This window comes from Ruthenibacterium lactatiformans (assembly GCF_000949455.1).
GTDB lineage: Bacteria > Bacillota > Clostridia > Oscillospirales > Ruminococcaceae > Ruthenibacterium > Ruthenibacterium lactatiformans.
This window is the reverse complement of the sequence record NZ_JXXK01000001.1, coordinates 193686-211583: the sequence shown is the minus strand read 5'-3', so window position 1 is coordinate 211583 and position 17898 is coordinate 193686. Positions and strand designations below refer to the sequence as shown.

General features: G+C 57.4%; 12 protein-coding genes. 9 read left to right on the top strand and 3 right to left on the bottom strand.

Annotation, left to right across the window (positions count from 1 at the left end; translation table 11 throughout):
• The first annotated feature begins 52 nt into the window (after positions 1-52).
• The 6 genes from TQ39_RS00985 to TQ39_RS00960 all read left to right on the top strand — a co-directional run bounded on the left by TQ39_RS00985 (position 53) and on the right by TQ39_RS00960 (position 7738).
• Complete coding sequence (locus tag TQ39_RS00985; RefSeq protein WP_050004233.1) at positions 53-2569, top strand: ATP-dependent helicase; 2517 nt, start codon at positions 53-55, stop codon at positions 2567-2569.
• A 139-nt stretch (positions 2570-2708) separates the two neighbouring features.
• Entirely contained in the window at positions 2709-3566 is an 858-nt protein-coding gene (locus TQ39_RS00980; protein ID WP_050004232.1) for a VanW family protein, read from the top strand.
• Positions 3563-4339 carry an FAD-dependent thymidylate synthase gene (thyX, locus tag TQ39_RS00975; RefSeq protein ID WP_009325779.1) on the top strand — a complete coding sequence of 259 codons (777 nt, stop codon included), beginning with the start codon at positions 3563-3565 and terminating at the stop codon, positions 4337-4339. Before TQ39_RS00980 ends, thyX begins: the two co-directional genes overlap by 4 nt.
• Entirely contained in the window at positions 4336-4998 is a 663-nt protein-coding gene (locus tag TQ39_RS00970; protein ID WP_050004231.1) for a dTMP kinase, read from the top strand. Before thyX ends, TQ39_RS00970 begins: the two co-directional genes overlap by 4 nt.
• Positions 4999-5003: 5 nt before the next feature.
• Entirely contained in the window at positions 5004-6434 is a 1431-nt protein-coding gene (gene mltG / locus TQ39_RS00965; RefSeq protein WP_242853440.1) for an endolytic transglycosylase MltG, read from the top strand.
• A 74-nt stretch (positions 6435-6508) separates the two neighbouring features.
• The gene (locus TQ39_RS00960) at positions 6509-7738 is read left to right on the top strand and encodes a peptidase U32 family protein (RefSeq protein WP_050004230.1); all 1230 of its coding nucleotides are present in this window, start codon (positions 6509-6511) and stop codon (positions 7736-7738) included.
• A 90-nt stretch (positions 7739-7828) separates the two neighbouring features.
• Here the strand turns inward: TQ39_RS00960 and TQ39_RS00955 are convergent, their stop codons facing one another.
• From TQ39_RS00955 to TQ39_RS00945, 3 genes are all read right to left on the bottom strand, one after another.
• Positions 7829-10225: a helicase C-terminal domain-containing protein gene (locus TQ39_RS00955; RefSeq protein WP_050004229.1), complete on the bottom strand. Its 2397-nt coding sequence runs from the start codon at positions 10223-10225 to the stop codon at positions 7829-7831.
• 82 nt (positions 10226-10307) lie between these two features.
• Positions 10308-12245, bottom strand: coding sequence for a CocE/NonD family hydrolase (locus TQ39_RS00950; RefSeq protein ID WP_242853439.1), 1938 nt, complete (start codon positions 12243-12245; stop codon positions 10308-10310).
• Between the two features lie 124 nt (positions 12246-12369).
• The gene (locus tag TQ39_RS00945) at positions 12370-14103 is read right to left on the bottom strand and encodes a glycoside hydrolase family 2 protein (RefSeq protein WP_050004227.1); all 1734 of its coding nucleotides are present in this window, start codon (positions 14101-14103) and stop codon (positions 12370-12372) included.
• Positions 14104-14645: 542 nt separating this feature from the next.
• Here TQ39_RS00945 and ilvB point away from each other — a divergent pair.
• The 3 genes from ilvB to ilvC all read left to right on the top strand — a co-directional run bounded on the left by ilvB (position 14646) and on the right by ilvC (position 17890).
• Positions 14646-16310, top strand: a complete 1665-nt coding sequence (ilvB, locus tag TQ39_RS00940; RefSeq protein ID WP_009325772.1) for a biosynthetic-type acetolactate synthase large subunit — start codon at positions 14646-14648, stop codon at positions 16308-16310.
• A gap of 13 nt (positions 16311-16323) precedes the next feature.
• Positions 16324-16818, top strand: coding sequence for an acetolactate synthase small subunit (ilvN, locus tag TQ39_RS00935; RefSeq protein ID WP_009325771.1), 495 nt, complete (start codon positions 16324-16326; stop codon positions 16816-16818).
• 70 nt (positions 16819-16888) lie between these two features.
• Entirely contained in the window at positions 16889-17890 is a 1002-nt protein-coding gene (ilvC, locus tag TQ39_RS00930) for a ketol-acid reductoisomerase (RefSeq protein ID WP_009325770.1), read from the top strand.
• Positions 17891-17898 lie beyond the last annotated feature (8 nt).

Here is a 17898-nt window from a genome sequence, read left to right as displayed (position 1 = left end):
CGATAGTGCGCATGAATAGAATGCGCCAGAATACGACCAAAGGCGGAAAACAATGGAATCCCAATTTGAAACACAATTCCTTGCGCTGCGCAAAAAGTATATTGAGGCGCAATTCGGAAAGCTGAACCCGGTGCAGCGGGACGCGGTATTTACCACAGACGGGCCGCTGCTGATCCTGGCGGGGGCGGGCAGCGGCAAAACGACGGTGCTTGTCAACCGTATTGCGAATCTGATTCGTTTCGGCAGCGCGCACAGCAGCACATATGCGCCGCAAGGCGCCGGGCCGGAACAGGTGGCGGAGCTGGAACGCCTGCTGCACAGCGGCGGCGAGCCTTCCGAGGCTCTTCGGCCCTTCCTGCGGGAGCACACGGTGCGCCCCTATAATGTTCTCGCCATCACCTTTACAAACAAGGCGGCGGGGGAACTGAAAAATCGTCTTTCCGCCATGCTGGGTGAAGCAGGTCAGGATGTCAACGCATCTACATTCCATTCGGCATGCGTGCGTATCCTGCGCCGGGAAGCCGGCAGGCTGGGGTATCCCCAGAGCTTTACCATTTATGATACGGACGATCAGCAGCGCGCCATGAAAGAAGTATATAAGTCGATGAACATCGACGACAAGTTTCTTCCGCTGAAATCGGCCATCGGCGCCATCGGCCGTCTGAAAGACAAGATGATCAGCCCGCAGGACGCCATGAGCGCGCCCGCAGATACGCGTGCGGGGCTTGTTGCCAAGGTATACGACGCCTATCAAAAACGTCTTTTGCAGGCAGGTGCATTCGATTTTGACGATTTGATTTATGCCACAGTGAAGCTGCTGCGGGATTTTGAGGATGTACGGGAATATTATCAAAACCGGTTCCGCTATATCCTGGTGGATGAGTATCAAGACACCAGCGTGGCACAGTTTCAGCTTGTATATCTGCTGGGCGGCGAGCACCGGAACGTTTGTGTCGTTGGCGACGATGACCAGAGCATTTACCGTTTCCGCGGTGCAACGATTGAAAACATTCTTAATTTTGAACAGCACTTCCCCGGCGCAAAGGTCATTCGGCTGGAACAGAACTACCGCTCTACCTCCAATATCCTGAACGCGGCGAACTGTGTGATCAAGAACAATATGGGGCGCAAAGGAAAAACGCTTTGGACGGAGAACGGAAACGGCGAGAAGCTGATGTGCTATGAAGCGGATTCTGAGTTCGACGAGGCGGCCCATGTGGCGGCGGTGATCGGCCAGAACGTGAAAAAGGGCGCGAAGCTGCGGGATCATGCGATCCTGTACCGTATGAACGCACAGTCCGGGCCAATCGAAACCTATTTTGCCCGTGCGGGTATTCCGTATAAAATCGTCGGCGGCCAGCGTTTCTACGACCGTAAAGAGATAAAGGACATGCTTGCTTATATGAGCATCGTCGCAAACGAGCAGGACGATCTGCGGCTGCGGCGCATCATCAACGAACCGGCGCGCAAGATCGGCGCGACAACGGTGCAGAACGTGGCGGATATTGCGGCGGGGCTTGGCGTCTCAATGCTGGAGGTTATTGAGCACGCGCCGGATTATCCGGCGCTGGCGCGGGCAAGCGCGGCGCTTGGCGGCTTTTGGCGCATTTACCGCAGGCTGAAAGAAGCGTACGATACGATGCCTCTGGATGTGTTCGTTAGCGAGATGTTGGAGATCACGGGATACCGCAGTATGCTGGAGGCAGAGGGAGAAGAAGGCCAGACGCGCATGGAAAACATCGGTCAGCTTGTTTCCAGTGTAAAGACCTATGCCGATCAGCGCGGTCCGGAAGCCAGCCTGCCGGGCTTTCTGGAGGAAGTGGCGCTCATCAGTGATATCGACAGTTATGATGAAGGCGCAGATGTTGTCGTTCTGATGACCATGCATGCGGCCAAGGGGCTGGAGTTTAATTATGTGTTCATCGTCGGTCTGGAAGAAGGAATATTCCCCAGCGAGATGAGCCGGTATTCCAATGAAGATCTGGAGGAAGAGCGCAGGCTTTGCTATGTGGGTATTACCCGTGCGAAAAAAGAGCTTTATCTTTCCTGTGCGAACTCGCGCATGCTGTTCGGCCAGACGAAGCATAACCGCCCTTCCCGTTTTTTGGAGGAGATCGACGCCTCTCTGGTGGAGGTAGAGCAAAGCCCGGCTGCCGCGCAGACGAAGGCCATGCGTCAGCGTTATATGCAGCAGCAAAATGCATATTTGCAGACGGAATATGGCGCGGCAAGCATGCGCTCCACGGTACAGGCGGGATATTCGGCCCGTTACGGCGGCGCTTCCCACGGCTCTGGAGCGGGCGGCGCTTCACGCCCTGCCCGGCAGCGCGCTTCTGTGGGAGGCGGTTTTTCCACGGTTCAGGCGGGCAGCGCGGCCTCCGTTCCGCGAACGGAGGGCAGCGGAGCCTATCGTCCGGGAGACCTGGTGGAGCATAAAGTTTTCGGCCGCGGCGAGGTGCTGAAGGTAACGCCCGTGGCGGGAGATACCATCGTTGAAATTCGTTTTGATACGGCCGGCGTAAAAAAGACGATGGCGAATTATGCGCCGCTGAAACATATTTCTGAGTAAAAACGTCTTTAAGACGGGCGGCGCGCCGGAATTTCCTTTTGTGTTCCGGCCTCCGGCTGAAAACAGGCGCTTGCGGCCACCCGTTCCGCAAGAGGAAACGCAGCGCGGTCCGAAGCCGTCTTTGAAAGGGTTTTGAAGAATGGAAAAAACGCGCAGGCTTTTTTGCGAGATGGGCCCGTGGGCTTATTGGCTCTCCATGAAAAAGTGCCGTTTTGTGCGGCGTGTGCAGGATATGTTTTCCGGTGTGCGTTTTTCCCGGCATCGGCGGTGTGAGCCGCTGCCTGTCGTAGTGTATGCCCATAAGTCACTGATACGGCGCACACTTGGGACGGTGGACCAGAAGCTGCAGGAAAATAAAGCTGTTAATCTATCGCTTGCCGCACCCAGAGTAAACGGAGTGCTCATTCGTCCGGGAGAAACATTTTCGTTCTGGCGGATGGTGGGGCCGTGTACTGCGCGCCGGGGATATTTACCGGGCCTGACAATCAGCAAAGGAGAAACAGCCTGCGGCGTGGGCGGCGGGATGTGTCAGTTTACGAATCTGCTTCATTGGATGGTGCTGCATACGCCGCTCGTCATCACGGAACACCACCATCATGACGGATATGATCTTTTTCCGGATTTCGGGCGGACGATCCCATTCGGAACGGGGACCTCGATCCTGTACAACTATCTCGATTACCGTTTTTATAACCCTACGGAACAAACGTTCCAGATCTTGGTTCATACAGATGAGATTTATTTGTGCGGCGAGCTTCGCGCGGAACATGCGCTCCCGTACAAATACCATGTGCATGCGGAGGATGAATATTTTTCCTGTGAAGGAGAAAGCGTTTACCGCAACAACCGAATATGCCGCTCCCGCATCAACGTGAAAACGGGCGTTTGCGAGGAGCGCACCTGCATAAAAATAAACCATGCAAAAGTGCTGTACGATTCCTCCGGCCTTCCCATCCGGGTGTTGGAGAAATCGACGGCGGGAGAGGACAAGCCATGAAAGTAATGCTGATTGCACACACGCCGGAGCCGGAACGCGTTGTCGCGGCTGCGGCAAAGCTGTGTTATTCCAATGCGCACCTGGACGACCTGTTGGAGGGCCTTACGCCGGAGAAAAGCCGGGAATTTCTTTCAAAGCTCGCCAGCCTGGGGCATGAAAGCCCCACAGAACACGCATCCTTTACGTTTGCAATCGAAGGCGTGAGCCGCGCACTGCTTGCACAGATCACGCGCCACCGTATCGCGTCGTACAGCGTACAGAGTCAGCGGTATGTACGGCTGGACCAGTTTGAATATATTACGCCGCCGGAAGTGGCTCGGGACGAACAGGCCAGAGAGGCCTTTGACGCGGCAATGGCGGAGGAGGCGGAAAACTACCGCCGTATCGCGGAGTTGCTGAAAGACGGGCACATCCGCCGCCTGATGCAGGAGGGAGCGGATGAAAAAACGGCCGCGCGCAAGGCGGAAAAAATGGCCATTGAAGACGCGCGCTTTGTGCTGCCCAATGCCTGCAGCACGAAGATGATCGTTACAATGAACGCACGAAGCCTGAACAATTTCTTCCGGCACCGCTGCTGCCAGCGCGCCCAGTGGGAGATTCGGGAGCTGGCGGACGAAATGCTGCGCCTGGTGAATGAGGTGGCCCCTGCACTGTTTGCGCGCAGCGGCCCGCCGTGTGTATCCGGCGCATGCCCGGAGGGTTCAATGAGCTGCGGACGTGCCGCAGAGATGCGGAAGAAATATGCTTTTCTCAAAGGAGACGAAATGGTTTGAGCGGACGTTTGATCGTGCTGGAAGGGCTGGACGGTAGTGGGAAAGCCACGCAGACGGGGCTGCTCTACGAGGCATTGTGCGGACGTGGAGAACAGGCGATGAAGATCACCTTTCCGAATTATGAGAGTGATTCCAGCGCTCTGGTGAAAATGTATCTGGGCGGGGCTTTTGGGCAGGATGTGAATGATGTGAACGCCTATGCGGCGTCCAGCTTTTATTCTGTGGACCGGTATGCAAGCTATAAGACACTTTGGGGGTGCTTTTACCACGACGGCGGAACCGTGATAGCGGACCGTTATACGACCTCCAACGCGGTGCATCAATGTTCCAAGCTGCCGCGCGAGGAGTGGGACGCTTATCTCGCCTGGTTGTTTGATTTCGAATATCGCAAAATTGCCATACCGGAACCGGATATCGTCGTATACCTGGATGTGGACCCGGAGGTTTCCCAGCGGCTGATGTCCCAGAGGTATCATGGAGACGAAGAAAAAAAGGACATCCACGAAAAAAATATGGAATACCTGCAGCACAGCCGCCAGGCCGGGCAATACTGTGCAAAGGCACTCGGATGGAAGCGCGTGGCTTGCACGGAAGGTGGGCGGATGCGCGCTAAGGAAGACATCCATAAGGACGTTTTGGCACTGATTGCAAAGAGGTGACGAATATGGAAGAAAACAAAGAAGGAACCCAGCAGGCCGCACAAGAGGCTTATGTGCGGCAACTGGCCGAGCTTTCGGCGCGCGTGCTGCACATGACGGAGGAGCAAAAGCAGCGCAATGCGGCAAAAATCGAAGAGCTGAACAAACGTGTGGCGGCGCTGCCGCCTGCTCTGCGCGGGCTGTATGCTCAAAAGCTGCGTTCGTTGGCGCCGGAAGCGCCCGCGCCGCAGGCTGCGCCGGTGCAGCAGCCGCCCGCTGCTGATGCCGCATATGAGCCGGAGTATGCGGACGGCTATGAGTATGAAGAAGAGGATGAAGATGAAGTGCCCGCACGCAGACGGAAAAAACGCAAAAAACACGGATGCCTGATCGTGATGCTGGTGTTTTTGATGCTGGCGGCACTGGCGGCAGCAGCAGGCTGGTTCTGGCTGTCCGGCGAGGTGAGCGGCTCACGCGGTGCGGCTGTCACACAAAGCGTCACCATTGAAAAGGGGTCCGGCCCGCTGGCCATCGGCCAGAAGCTGCAGGATGCGGGGATCATCCGCTCGGCGCAGGTGTTCCGTTTTTATGTACGCGGCAAGGACGGTGCGGCGGATACACTGCAATACGGTACGTTTGAACTGTCCTCCGATATGAGTTATGATGAGATCATCGCCGCACTGCAGGTCGCTACAGATGACAGAGAGACGGTTCGGGTCACATTCCCGGAGGGAAAAACGGTGATCCAATACGCACAAATTATGGAGCAGGCGGGTTTGTGTTCCGCACAGGAATTTCTGGACGTGGCCAACAATGGAGATTTTTCCCAGTTCGGCTTCTGGGCCAAGCGCGAGGAAAAGCCCAACCAGTTCATGAAAGCGGAGGGGTATCTGTTCCCGGACACCTATGAATTCTTTGTGGGAGACACCGTGTACAACATGGTTGCCAAGATATACGGCGAATTCGACAATAAGATCACTGCTGAAATGTATGCACGCATGGATGAATTGGATATGACGCTGACAGAGGTTGTTACGCTGGCCAGCCTCGTGCAGGAAGAAGCAGGAAACGAGTACAGCAAAATGGTCTCCGCAGTGTTCCACAACCGCCTTGCCAGCGGCATGACGCTGGGCAGCAACGTTGCGTGGGACAAAGAAAAGGCCGACGACAACAACTATATTTATGACTCCATGGCCGGGCCCTATGGCTATGGCAGCTGGGATGCGATTCCGGCGGAGCTGCGCGAGGCGTACGATACCTACACGCATACAGGCCTGCCTGCGGGACCGGTGTCGAACCCGGGCCTGCTGTCCATTGAAGCGGCGCTGTGGCCGGAGGAAAACTGCGACTACCTGTATTTCCAGACGGACACACTGGGGAATTACCATTTTGCCAAAACAAATGCCGAGCATGAAGCAATCACGGCCGACCTGGAGAGCCAGGGGATCCGTCCGTGATTTTGAAGAAAAGGCAATAAAATAAGCGAAGCAGCCGCACCTCCTGTGTGCGGCTGCATTTTTGAGGTGATTGAATGAAACGGCCCGAAATTTTGAGCCCGGCCGGCGACCTGGAACGGCTGAAATTTGCCGTGCTGTACGGCGCAGATGCGGTATATGTGGGCGCTACGGAATTCGGCATGCGCAGCGCGCCGAAAAATTTCACGATGGAGCAGCTGGCGGAGGGCGTGCGCTTTGCCCATGCTAGAGGGCGCCGGGTTTATCTGACATTGAATACAGTGCCTACCAACGAGGAGATCGCCCGCATGCCCGATTTTATGCGGCGCGCACGGGAAACCGGCGTGGACGCGTTCATCGTTGCGGACCTGGGCGTGCTGGCGATGGCGAAGCATATTGCGCCGGAAATGGAGCTTCACGTTTCCACACAGGCGGGCATTGCCAATTATGCGGCCGCGTCTGCAGCGTATGATTTGGGGGCGAAGCGTGTGGTGCTTGCGCGGGAGCTTTCTCTGAATGATATCGCGGTCATTCGGGACAACACTCCTCCGGAACTGGAACTGGAAGCATTTGTCCACGGCGCCATGTGCATGTCGGTGTCCGGGCGCTGCCTGCTTTCGCATTATCTCACCGGCCGCGATGCGAACCGGGGAGAATGCACGCAGCCCTGCCGCTGGAAATGGCAGCTTACCGAGGAACACCGCCCGGGCCAGGCGTTTGAGGTTGGCGAAACCGAAGAGGGAAGTTACATTCTCAACGCGGACGATTTATGTACCGCGCCGTTTATCGACTTGATTTTACAGGCGGGCGTGGACAGCCTGAAAATCGAAGGGCGAGCCAAAACCTTCTATTACGTGGCCAGTACCACAAGCGCATACCGCCGTGCGGTGAACGCATATCTGGATGCGCCGGACGCTTACATGTGCCCCGAAGACGTGCTGGAGGAATTGACCCGTACATCGCACCGGCATTATTCCACCGGTTTTTATTTCGGCCGAGAAGGTGCGACGCAAAATACAAAGCACGGCGGCTACATTCGGGAATGGGAAGTTGTGGGCGTTGTAGATGAATGGCGCGAAGGAACTGCTTTTTGCACCCAACGCGGAAAGTTCCTGCTTGGAGAGGCGCTGGAAGCGCTTGCACCATCCGGCAAGGTTGTTGCCTTTACGCCGGAATGGATACAAAATGAAAGCGGAGAAGCAATCTGTGCTACGCCGCATGCGATGATGCGGTTCAGCATTCCGTGCACAGCCGCTCTGCCGGAGGGCACCATCCTGCGGCGCAGGGCAAACGCCGCAGAGGGGTGACGCGCCGGATAGGTGCAGAAGGCTTGGTTGATTCCACGATTAAAAACGCGCCCGGGCGGGTTGACGCCGGGCGCGTTTTGCGTTTGTATGCTATTTGGGAAAAGCATGCCTGGAAGGCGGCTCGGCCCAGAAGTCGGCCAGCAGTGCAGAGAGCTGTTCCGCGCTCTCTATCCGCCGCAGATGAGACCAGTGCGGGGGGAACAACCGGCGGTAGCTGCCGATTCGGTACCGGCTGTCGATGAGCAGCACGAGCCCGCGGTCTGTTTCCGTACGGATAACACGGCCGGCAGCCTGAAGGACCTTGTTCATGCCGGGATATTGATAGGCGTATTCAAAACCCATACCCATTGTGTCTTCGTAGTAATCCCGCAGGGCATTTTGTTCTACGCCAATCTGCGGCAAGCCCACGCCGACGATGATGCTGCCAATAAGACGGTCGCCTGCAAGATCAATGCCCTCGGCAAAAATGCCGCCAAGCACGCAGAAGCCCACAAGCGTTCCGGGCCTGTCGGCTGAAAACTGTGCGAGAAATGCCTCGCGTGCATCTTCGTCCATGCCGTTTTCCTGCACGGTCAATGGGACATCAGGATACATCATCGCAAATTCGTCGCTCACATCCTGCATGTATTTATAGGAAGGCAGAAACACGATATAGTTTCCCGCATGGGCGCTCACGGCCGCGCCGATGAGACGGCACACGGATTCCCGTGTGCGCTCACGGTCTGTATATTTTGTGCTGATCCCGGCAGCGGCGAGGCACAGCCTTTCCTGAGAAAATGGGCTTTGCAGGCGTATCGCTTTGGCGGCCGGGCCGCCGCCCAGCGTTTGAATAAAGTATTCCGCCGGTGATAACGTGGCGCTGAACAGAATGCTGGCGCGGCCAAGCGCCATGGATGCATCCAGAAACGGCGCGGCGTCCAGACAAAGCAAACGGACACAGACCTCCGAACCGAAGGCAGCGAGAAGCGTGGTGTAGTTCGTGTCGTAAAGCTCTGCGATGCGCAGATAAAAATGCACTTCAAAATAGAGCGCGAGCACTTCGGCGTGCAATTCGCCGTCACGGTGTTCTTCCAGCCAATCCTCACAGGCGGCGGACAGACGGGAGAGCAGCTTGTTCAACTCCGGCAAACCTTCCGGAATGACCAGCCGATGTTCATCCGCTTCCTCACAGCGGCGGCGCAGCTCGATCATTTCGCTGTTGACTTTGTTCAGAGCGGCCGTCAGCTTGCGGTGCCCTTTGCCCAGCGCTTTTTTTACGCCATAAACCGCGGATTTGAGCAGCTGTGCGGAATACATATCCCTCGCGCGATCCACCAGATTGTGCGCTTCGTCGATGAGAAAAATGAAGTCTCCGCCCTCGGTGAAAAAGCGCTTGAGGCTTACCACAGGGTCGAACAGGTAGTTGTAGTCACAGACGATGCAGTCGCACCAGTTGGTCAGGTCGAGCGCCAGCTCGAAGGGACACAGCTGCTTTTGCAGGGCAAATGCCTCGATATCCGCGCGGGTGAATTCGTCGGTTTGGGACAAAAAACTGTACAGCGCCGCATTGATGCGGTCGTAATAGCCGTCCGCCCGGGGACAGGCCTCCGGGGTGCAGACGCGTTCCTCCAGCGGGCAGATCTTGTCTTTGGCTGTCAGCGTGATGGTTTTAAGACGCAGCGGTGTGCCGCAGGATGTGCTGTGAACACGCAGACGCGCCAGCGCATCCTCGGCGGCCTGCCTTGTAATGGTTTTTGCCGTCAAGTAAAAAATGCGCTCGCCCTTTTCCTCACCCAATGCCTTTAGAGCGGGAAAAAGAGTGGAAACCGTTTTTCCGATGCCAGTGGGCGCGGCGCAAAACAACCTGCCGCCGCCCGCGATGGTACGGTACACCGCGCCGGCCATCTCGTACTGTCCGGGGCGGTAGGCGGGAAAGGGGAAGCGCAGTGCTTTCAGCGAGGCGTTGCGTGTGGCTCTCCACGCTGCCTCCATGTGCGCCCAAGGCGTATACAAACGCAGTGTATCCGTGAGAAAATCTTCAAGCGCTTCGGCGGAAAATGTGCGGCGGTGGCGGATGATCTCATCCGTGTCGACCTGATAATATGTGATTTGGATGTCCACGCCAGGCAGGCTTTCCCTCTGGCACAGGAACGCGCCGTAGCATTTAGCCTGCGCCCAGTGTAAGGGGTTAAAATCCGCCGTCAGCAGCTCGGCCGGTGCGCCTGTGGTTTTGATTTCGTCGATGGTAAAATGTCCGTCCGGCTCTGTGATAACTCCGTCGGCACGTCCCTCCAGCGTATAGCATACGTCGCCTACCGTGCGCTCTGCCTTGAAGGGTACCTCGGCTTTATAGGAATCTCCCGCCGCTTTTTGCAGCTTGCGGTGGATACGGCTTCCCTCGTTGGCGCGGTCAAAGCCGGAAAAGCGGCTGTCGATGCTGCCGCGGCGCAGCACGAATTCTACAAGCTCACGCACAGCGAGACGAATCTGAAGCGGCTCGGTTTCCATGGCGGAGACCCTCCTTCCCTTTAAAAACCGCACCGGTGCATGCGGTTTTGCGCATCCGTCCCGCAGTGTGCAGGGCGCCGCTTCACCGTTCAACGTGCAGCAGGATATGAGACGGTGCTGCGCCGCCGTGCCAGACGGTGTTGTGCGCGACACGGCTTTCGGTGCTGTTGTATGCATCTTTTGTATTGCTGTTGGGAAACACAAAATGCTTGGCGCCCGAAGTGACGCTCACCCGCAGACGGTGTCCGGGCAGAAAACAATGGGATATTTTAGAGGTGCGGATGACCAGTTTTTCTACCTTACCAGGCTCCAGATATTCTGGCGCGGAAAACCCGTTTCGGAAACGCGCGGCGAGAATGCCGTCCGCCAGCTTAACGCTGCGGCCTGCTTCGTCCACATCACACAGGCGTACCATAAAATCCGTATCCGGCGCATCGCTGGAGACATAAAGCGTCACGCGCGCGTCGCCTGTTACCGTAAGCGGCGCGGGCAGCGTGGGTGTGGTATAACATATATAATCCGGACGCTGCTCCTCTTGGGTGTAATCCTCCGGCACCGCGATTTCGTTCTCGCTCATGTCGATGATGTGGGTGCCGGGGTCCTGCGGGTCATAGGTATATCCTGTCCGGCCCTCTCGGCCGCAGATGGGGAACAGCGTTCCGTTTTCACCAAAATAAAACGGTGTGTCATCCGCGTTTTCCACGGGCCAGCGGCTCGCTGTTTTCCAGCGGTTTTCCCCCATCGTATAGTATTCCACGGGAGCGCTCTGTTCCACGCCGTTTTCTTCGCCCCGCAGGAAGTGGTCGAACCATTTCTGATACAGCAGATCCAGATCAAACCGCAGTGCTCCGGCGGGAAAGGATAGGGCGTGCAGGTCGTACCTGCTGTTGCCGCTGTGCTGCCAGGGCCCGAGCACCACCTTGCGCGTGCCCGGCGGGTAGCCGGCGGTGAGGTCCAGCGCCTCTGTGGTGCCCATACCGTTGTCGTCGAACCATCCGCTTTGAATGAGCACGGGAACCGTTTTCCCCGTGCTGCGTTTTGCCCAGTTGCCGCGCAGCCAGAAACTGTCTTCACAGGGGTGGGCCAGCATTTTACGGATAAAGGGAACATCTTCGCCCAGAGCCTTTTGGCCAATGTCCTCCAGCGGGCGGATATCCAGAATTTCATCCCAATCAGCCCGGTCCATGCGCTCTGGCGCGAAGCGGCGCTTTGTCATGGCGAAATTCCAGGCAAAGCCGCCGCTGGAAAAGCAGCCGCCGTGCAGCGGACCATCTGCAAAAGCAGTACCTGCCGTTACGACACTGATCATCGCCTTCAGATGCGGGTTGCCCAGAGCCGCCGCGCACCACTGTGTATATCCGAGGTATGAACCACCCAGCATGCCGACGCTTCCGTCGCACCATTCCTGCGTTCCAACCCAGGTGAGCGTATCGTCTCCGTCCTCCACCTCGTAATAATGGGGCAGCCATTCGCCGCCGCTCTCATTGCGTCCGCGTACATCCTGCACCACCACGGCATAGCCGCGGCGCACATAACGGAAATAGGTCTGTGCGCCGTCATCTTTGTCGTAGGGTGTCCGGACAAGCAATGCGGGAACGGGCAGCGGCGCTCCCTCGGGCAGATAAACGTCCGCGGCGAGCTCCACGCCGTCGCGCATAGGCATGTGGAACGTACCCAGCATGGAAACACCGTAAAGCGGACGGGCGGCATAATCCTTCCACAACGTCAGCGGCGTATATTCCTCGAAGCCGTCGCGCACCAAAAGATTGGCCTGTTCCCGGCAGGGGCAGAGCCATGCGATGAGCCGCCCGTCCCGGAACAGCGCGTCACAGGGAAATTTGACGCCGCGCTGGATGTAATAGAGCAGCCCGTTCCGCTCTGCGCGGGTATAGCGCAGGCCATCGACGGAAAATTCCGCAGGAGCACTGGCTGCTGCCGCTTCAAACTCGGTCCGCAGCGTCAGCAGCCGGTACGGCTGCAGCTTAACGGCGGCATAGTCTGTGTCATTTTGTGCTGTCATGGGCTGCGGCTCGGAAAAATCGAGCCCAAATATATCCCGACTGGAATGTGTAATGTCTGCGCGTTCCGCGGCAAAGCGGGCCAAAGCAATGCCGGAGGAGTAAAGTGTAAACGGTTCTTTCATTTTATAACACCAGCTTTTGGTTGATTTCTTTTACAACGGCCTCATCCAGCTTGCAGACAGCGCGGTCATAAGTGAAAAGGCCGTTTACTTCCAGCTCCACGTCTGTGAGCTGCGTGTAAATGGAAACGCACAGCCCCTTTTTCAGCAGCGGCAGGATCTGTTCTTCATGCAGCTTGCGGTAGGCGGCTGTCAGCGCGGCTTTATCGGGATACATCCGGTAGCCGAAGCTGTTCTCTTTATCCCATACATGACCGTCCAGCACCTGACTGTAACCACCGTATTCCGTCAGGGCGAACGCGCGGCCGTCCGGGTGCGGCGGACGCACCTTGAAGATGTATTTGTGGATGCTTTTGTAATCTCCCGCACCCTGGTCGTGCCAACCGCTGGCGTGGTCAACGGGGCGGGTGGGGTCCAGAGTCCATAGAAGCGCTGTGGCGGCTGCGGCGTCGAACTGGCCCCAGCCCTCGTTGAACGGCACCCAGGTACAAATGCACACGGCATCGGTCAGCGCTTCCACCATCTCTTTCAGTTCTTTGGTGAACTGAAGGCGCGCGGCGGTATTTTCACGCTTGAACCTCTTGTGCTTTTTATCGGATACCTGTACGCCGATATTCGGCAGGGCCACGGCAAGCAGATCCCCGGGGTAAGCCGCGCCGCTGGGCATATCCTGCCATACCAGCATGCCCATCGTGTCACAATGGTAATACCACCGGGCGGGTTCCACCTTGATATGCTTGCGCAGCATATTGAAGCCCAGCGCCTTTGCCTGTTCAATGTCCCGGCGCAGCGCTTCATCGCTGGGCGCGGTGTACAGCCCGTCCGGCCAGTATCCCTGATCCAGAAGCCCTTTTTGGAAGTAAGGCCTGCCATTGAGCAGAAAATACGGTGTGCCGTTCTCATCCGGCTGCACAGCGAAGGTGCGCAGGCCGAAGTAGCTTTCTACCCGGTCAGTCTCACGCCCGGCGCGCAGAAGGCTCAGGCGCACCCGGTAGAGAAACGGCTGTTCGGGCGTCCAGAGACGGGGCGCTTCAAACGAAACCGTCTGGCTGCCGCCCGCCGTAAACGTGTGGGCGGTGATGCATGAATCCTCCTCCAACACTTCCATGCATACGCTGCCGCTTTCGCTGGTCTGGACGAAGACCTCCACGGAATCCAGCGACGGTATGAAGTGAACGGATGTGAAGTGAGCACTGTCCACCTGCTCCAGCCAGACAGTCTGCCAGATGCCTGTTACCGCAGTATACCAGATGCCTTTGGGGTGCAGAACCTGTTTGCCACGTGGCGCGTCGCCTTTGTCGGTGTCATCCGTAACGGCGACCGTCAGCTCATTTTCCGCCGCGCGCACAAAAGAAGTAATGTCCAGCGTAAACGGACAGTAGCCGCCGGTATGCCCTCCGGCTTCCCGCCCGTTTACAAATACTGTGCAGGCATAATCCACTGCGCCGAAATGCAGCAGCGTACGCTTGGCTGCGTCGTATCCGTTGATGGAAAACGTGCGGAAATACCAGAGCGTCTGGCCCGGCAGAACAGGCTTTTCAACGCCGGACAGCGCGCTTTCCGGCGCAAACGGGACGCGGATGCCGCCTTGCCATACGGCCGGCTGCTCCGGACTTTCCGTAACGGCGTACTGCCACAGGCCGTTTAAATTCTGCCATTGCGCCCGGACCATCTGTGGGCGCGGATATTCGTCCAGAGGAGTGTCTCCGACGGGGAAAGAGGTGGATAGACGTTTCATTGTTGCACCGCCGTTCATTTGTGTTGGACAGAGCGCGTTTGCGGCTCTGTACGTATTCAGTTTACCACGGCGCGGCCTGCGGGGCAACTGAAAGCGGCGGCAAATGCGGAGACCGGGCTTTATTGCAATAAAGAAATAAAGTTTTTTCAAAAAACGTTTGACAAATCAAAAAGCCGTGGATATAATAAAATACAATATCCGCTGAAATGCAGTGAAGGGAACGAATAGCGCGTTTGCTCCGCGCACAGAGAACCGCCGGTTGGTGCGAGGCGGCAGGGGGCGCGCGTGAAAGTCTTCCCGGAGCAGCTTCGCCCAAGGGCGCTATGCCTGTGTAAGCGAACGCCGGTTTGGCACCGTTAAAGAGCCTGCGCGCTGCAATGGAGCAGTGCGCGCCGAGCGGCCGCGTTTTGTGCGGCAAACGGAGTGGTACCGCAGAGTGCTTGTGATAGGCCTTTGTCTCTGATGTAAGATCGAGACAGGGGCCTTTTTGTTTATTCGAAAACAGTTCACAGGGAGAATGAGGGAAGAAGGAGGGCGCAGGTATGGTATTGACAGGCGCGGACATTTTTGCAGAAGTTTTGGTGGAACAGGGCGTCGAGACGCTGTTTGGCTATCCCGGCGGTGCGGTATTGAATTTGTATGATGCGCTCTACAAGTACAGCGGCAAGATACGCCACATAATGACGGCTCACGAACAGGGGGCCGCACACGCGGCCGACGGCTACGCCCGCGCCACAGGAAAAACAGGTGTGGTTCTGGCAACGAGCGGCCCGGGTGCGACAAACCTTGTCACGGGCATCGCCACGGCATATATGGACAGCATCCCCATGGTGGCGATCACAGGCAACGTCGGCACCAGCCTCATCGGGCGGGACAGCTTTCAGGAGGTCTATATCGCGGGCATTACGATGCCCATTACAAAGCATAATTTCGTGGTGCGCAAGGTGGATGAGCTGGCGGACATTCTGCGGGACGCGTTCCGCATTGCGCAGACGGGGCGCAAGGGCCCGGTGCTGGTGGACATCCCGAAGGATGTGACGGGTGCAACGGCGGAATTTACCCCTGTGAAACCGCAGATCCCCGTTTACAAGACGGAGCTTGACGGACAGGAACTGGCCCGTGCGGCGCAGGTCATCGGAAACGCGCGCCGTCCCGTCATCTATTTCGGCGGGGGTGTGGCCGCGTCAGAGGCGGGCGAGGAGCTTTATGCGCTGGCCAAAAAGGCGGAGATCCCCGCAACTTATACGATGATGGCAGCCGGCGTACTGAGCTACGGAGACCCGCTGAACCTGGGCCTGCTGGGAATGCACGGCTGCCGCACCACCAACCGTGCGGTGAACGAGGCTGATCTTGTGCTGGCCATCGGTACCCGCTTTTCCGACCGTGTGGCGCTGAATACGGAAAAATTTGCGAAGAACGCGGCGATCCTGCAGATCGATATCGATCCCAGCGAGGTCAACAAAAACGTCGAAGTGGATTACAGCCTTGTCGGCGACGTCAAGCAGATATTGCAGGCTCTTCTGCCGTTGGTCAAAGATGCGAAGCACACGGAGTGGATGACGCAGATCCAGGCATGGCAGGCGCAGGATTACCGTCCCAAGGATGATAAGTACTGCATCCGCCCTCATCAGCTCATCGGCAAAATGTGCGAGCTGGCCGGGCCGGACGCGCTTTACGTGACGGACGTCGGCCAGCACCAGATGTGGGCCACGCAGTACATCCGCCATGTAAAACCCCGCAGTTTTCTGACGAGCGGCGGCCTGGGGACCATGGGCTTTGGCTACGGCGCGGCCATCGGCGCAAAGCTGGCGGTGGGCGAAAGCCGTCCGGTCATCCACATTACGGGCGACGGTTCTTTCCATATGAACCTCAATGAAGCATGTACAGCTGTCAGCTACGAGCTGCCCGTCATCACGGTCATTTTCAACAATACGGTGCTGGGTATGGTGCGCCAGTGGCAGACGGCGTTTTACGGCAAGCGGTATTCCAGTACGGACCCGCACCGCAAAACAAATTATGTAAAGCTGGCAGAAGGGTTTGGCGCGAAAGGCTATCATTGCGAGACGCTGGATGCGTTTTCGGCGGCGTTTGCCGAAGCGCTGAAATCGAAAGGGCCGGTGTGGATTGAATGTGTGATCGATAAAGATGAAAAGGTGCTGCCGATGATCCCGGCGGGCGGCAGTATCGAAGATATGATCATGGATTAAAGGAGGCGGCAGTATGCCCAGAGAAGTATTGAGCATCCTTGTGGATAACCATTCCGGCGTGCTGACGCGCGTGGCGTCCCTGTTTGGACGCCGCGGCTTCAACATCGACAGTCTGACGGTGTCCGCCACGGATGACCCCGCGATCTCGCGTATCACTATTGTGGTGCACGACGACGCCAAGGTGCTGGAACAGATCATCAAACAGACGGCGCGCCTGGAGGAAACGCGGGAAATTTTTCCGCTGGATACCGCCCACAGCCTGCTGCGCGAGCTGCTTCTGGTGAAGGTTGAGGCGGGCGAGGAAAATCGTTCAGCTATACGGGAGATCGCCAACATTTACAAAGCGAAGATCATCGACCTTTCCATCGGCAGTATGGTGATGGAGCTGACGGGCGAACCGGAAAAGATCGACGGCTTTCTGGATGTGCTTTCCCCATACAAAATACTGGAAATGTGCCGCACGGGCATCACGGCCCTGGAACGCGGCGGCGTGCACCGGCACGCGTGAGCGTTGTATCATCCGGCGCGGCACCCAGCCGTGCCTCACGGTAAATAATATATAGAGGGAGAAATGTAAAATGATCAAAAAGTATTATGACACGGACTGCAACCTGGGCTTTCTGGACGGAAAGACCGTTGCCATTATGGGTTACGGCAGCCAGGGCCACGCGCACGCACAGAACCTGCACGAGAGCGGTGTTGACGTTGTCGTTGGCCTGCGTAAGGACAGCGCAAGCTGGGCGAAGGCGGAAGCGGCCGGCCTGAAGGTCATGGAGGTGCCTGAGGCAGCCAAGGCTGCCGACGTTGTGATGATGCTCGTGCCGGATGAGATCGCCGCCGACATCTATAACGAGCAGGTAGCTCCGTACATGAAAGAGGGCGACGTGCTGATGTTCGCTCACGGCTTTAACATCCACTTTCAGTTCGTAAAACCCGCTAAGAACATCGACGTGATCATGGTGGCCCCCAAGGGCCCCGGCCACACCGTCCGCAGCCAGTACGTGGAGGGCAAGGGCGTGCCCAGCCTGATTGCCGTGGAGCAGGATTACACCGGCCATGCCAAGGATATCGCGCTGGCTTACGCCAGCGGCATTGGCGCAGGCCGCGCCGGCATTCTGGAAACCTCCTTCCGTGAAGAGACCGAGACCGACCTGTTCGGCGAGCAGTGCGTGCTGTGCGGCGGCGTGACCGAACTGATGAAGGCGGGCTTCGACACGCTGGTAGAAGCCGGCTATGAGCCTGAAATGGCGTACTTTGAATGTATCCACGAGATGAAGCTGATCGTCGACCTCATCAACAGCGGCGGTTTTGCCATGATGCGCTATTCCATCTCCAACACGGCGGAATACGGCGATTACCGGACTGGAAAGCGCCTCATCACCGAGGAGACCCGCAAAGAGATGAAGAACGTTCTGACGGAGATCCAGAACGGCACGTTCGCCAGTGAGTTCATGCAGGAATTTTCTCCGGCTGGCGGCCGTAAAGCGAAATTCCTTGCTACGCGCCGCGTAGAGAGCCAGCATCTGCTGGAGAAGGTGGGCGCAGAGCTGCGCAAGATGATGAGCTGGCTGAAAAAATAATCCGAAGC

Excerpts from the sequence above, each read along its gene's own strand:
- thyX (WP_009325779.1), top strand. The coding sequence starts at position 3,563 with ATGAAAGTAATGCTGATTGCACACACGCCGGAGCCGGAACGCGTTGTC.
- TQ39_RS00950 (WP_242853439.1), bottom strand. The coding sequence starts at position 12,245 with ATGACAGCACAAAATGACACAGACTATGCCGCCGTTAAGCTGCAGCCG.
- TQ39_RS00985 (WP_050004233.1), top strand. The coding sequence starts at position 53 with ATGGAATCCCAATTTGAAACACAATTCCTTGCGCTGCGCAAAAAGTAT.
- TQ39_RS00980 (WP_050004232.1), top strand. The coding sequence starts at position 2,709 with ATGGAAAAAACGCGCAGGCTTTTTTGCGAGATGGGCCCGTGGGCTTAT.
- TQ39_RS00955 (WP_050004229.1), bottom strand. The coding sequence starts at position 10,225 with ATGGAAACCGAGCCGCTTCAGATTCGTCTCGCTGTGCGTGAGCTTGTA.
- mltG (WP_242853440.1), top strand. The coding sequence starts at position 5,004 with ATGGAAGAAAACAAAGAAGGAACCCAGCAGGCCGCACAAGAGGCTTAT.
- TQ39_RS00960 (WP_050004230.1), top strand. The coding sequence starts at position 6,509 with ATGAAACGGCCCGAAATTTTGAGCCCGGCCGGCGACCTGGAACGGCTG.
- TQ39_RS00945 (WP_050004227.1), bottom strand. The coding sequence starts at position 14,103 with ATGAAACGTCTATCCACCTCTTTCCCCGTCGGAGACACTCCTCTGGAC.
- ilvC (WP_009325770.1), top strand. The coding sequence starts at position 16,889 with ATGATCAAAAAGTATTATGACACGGACTGCAACCTGGGCTTTCTGGAC.
- ilvN (WP_009325771.1), top strand. The coding sequence starts at position 16,324 with ATGCCCAGAGAAGTATTGAGCATCCTTGTGGATAACCATTCCGGCGTG.
- ilvB (WP_009325772.1), top strand. The coding sequence starts at position 14,646 with ATGGTATTGACAGGCGCGGACATTTTTGCAGAAGTTTTGGTGGAACAG.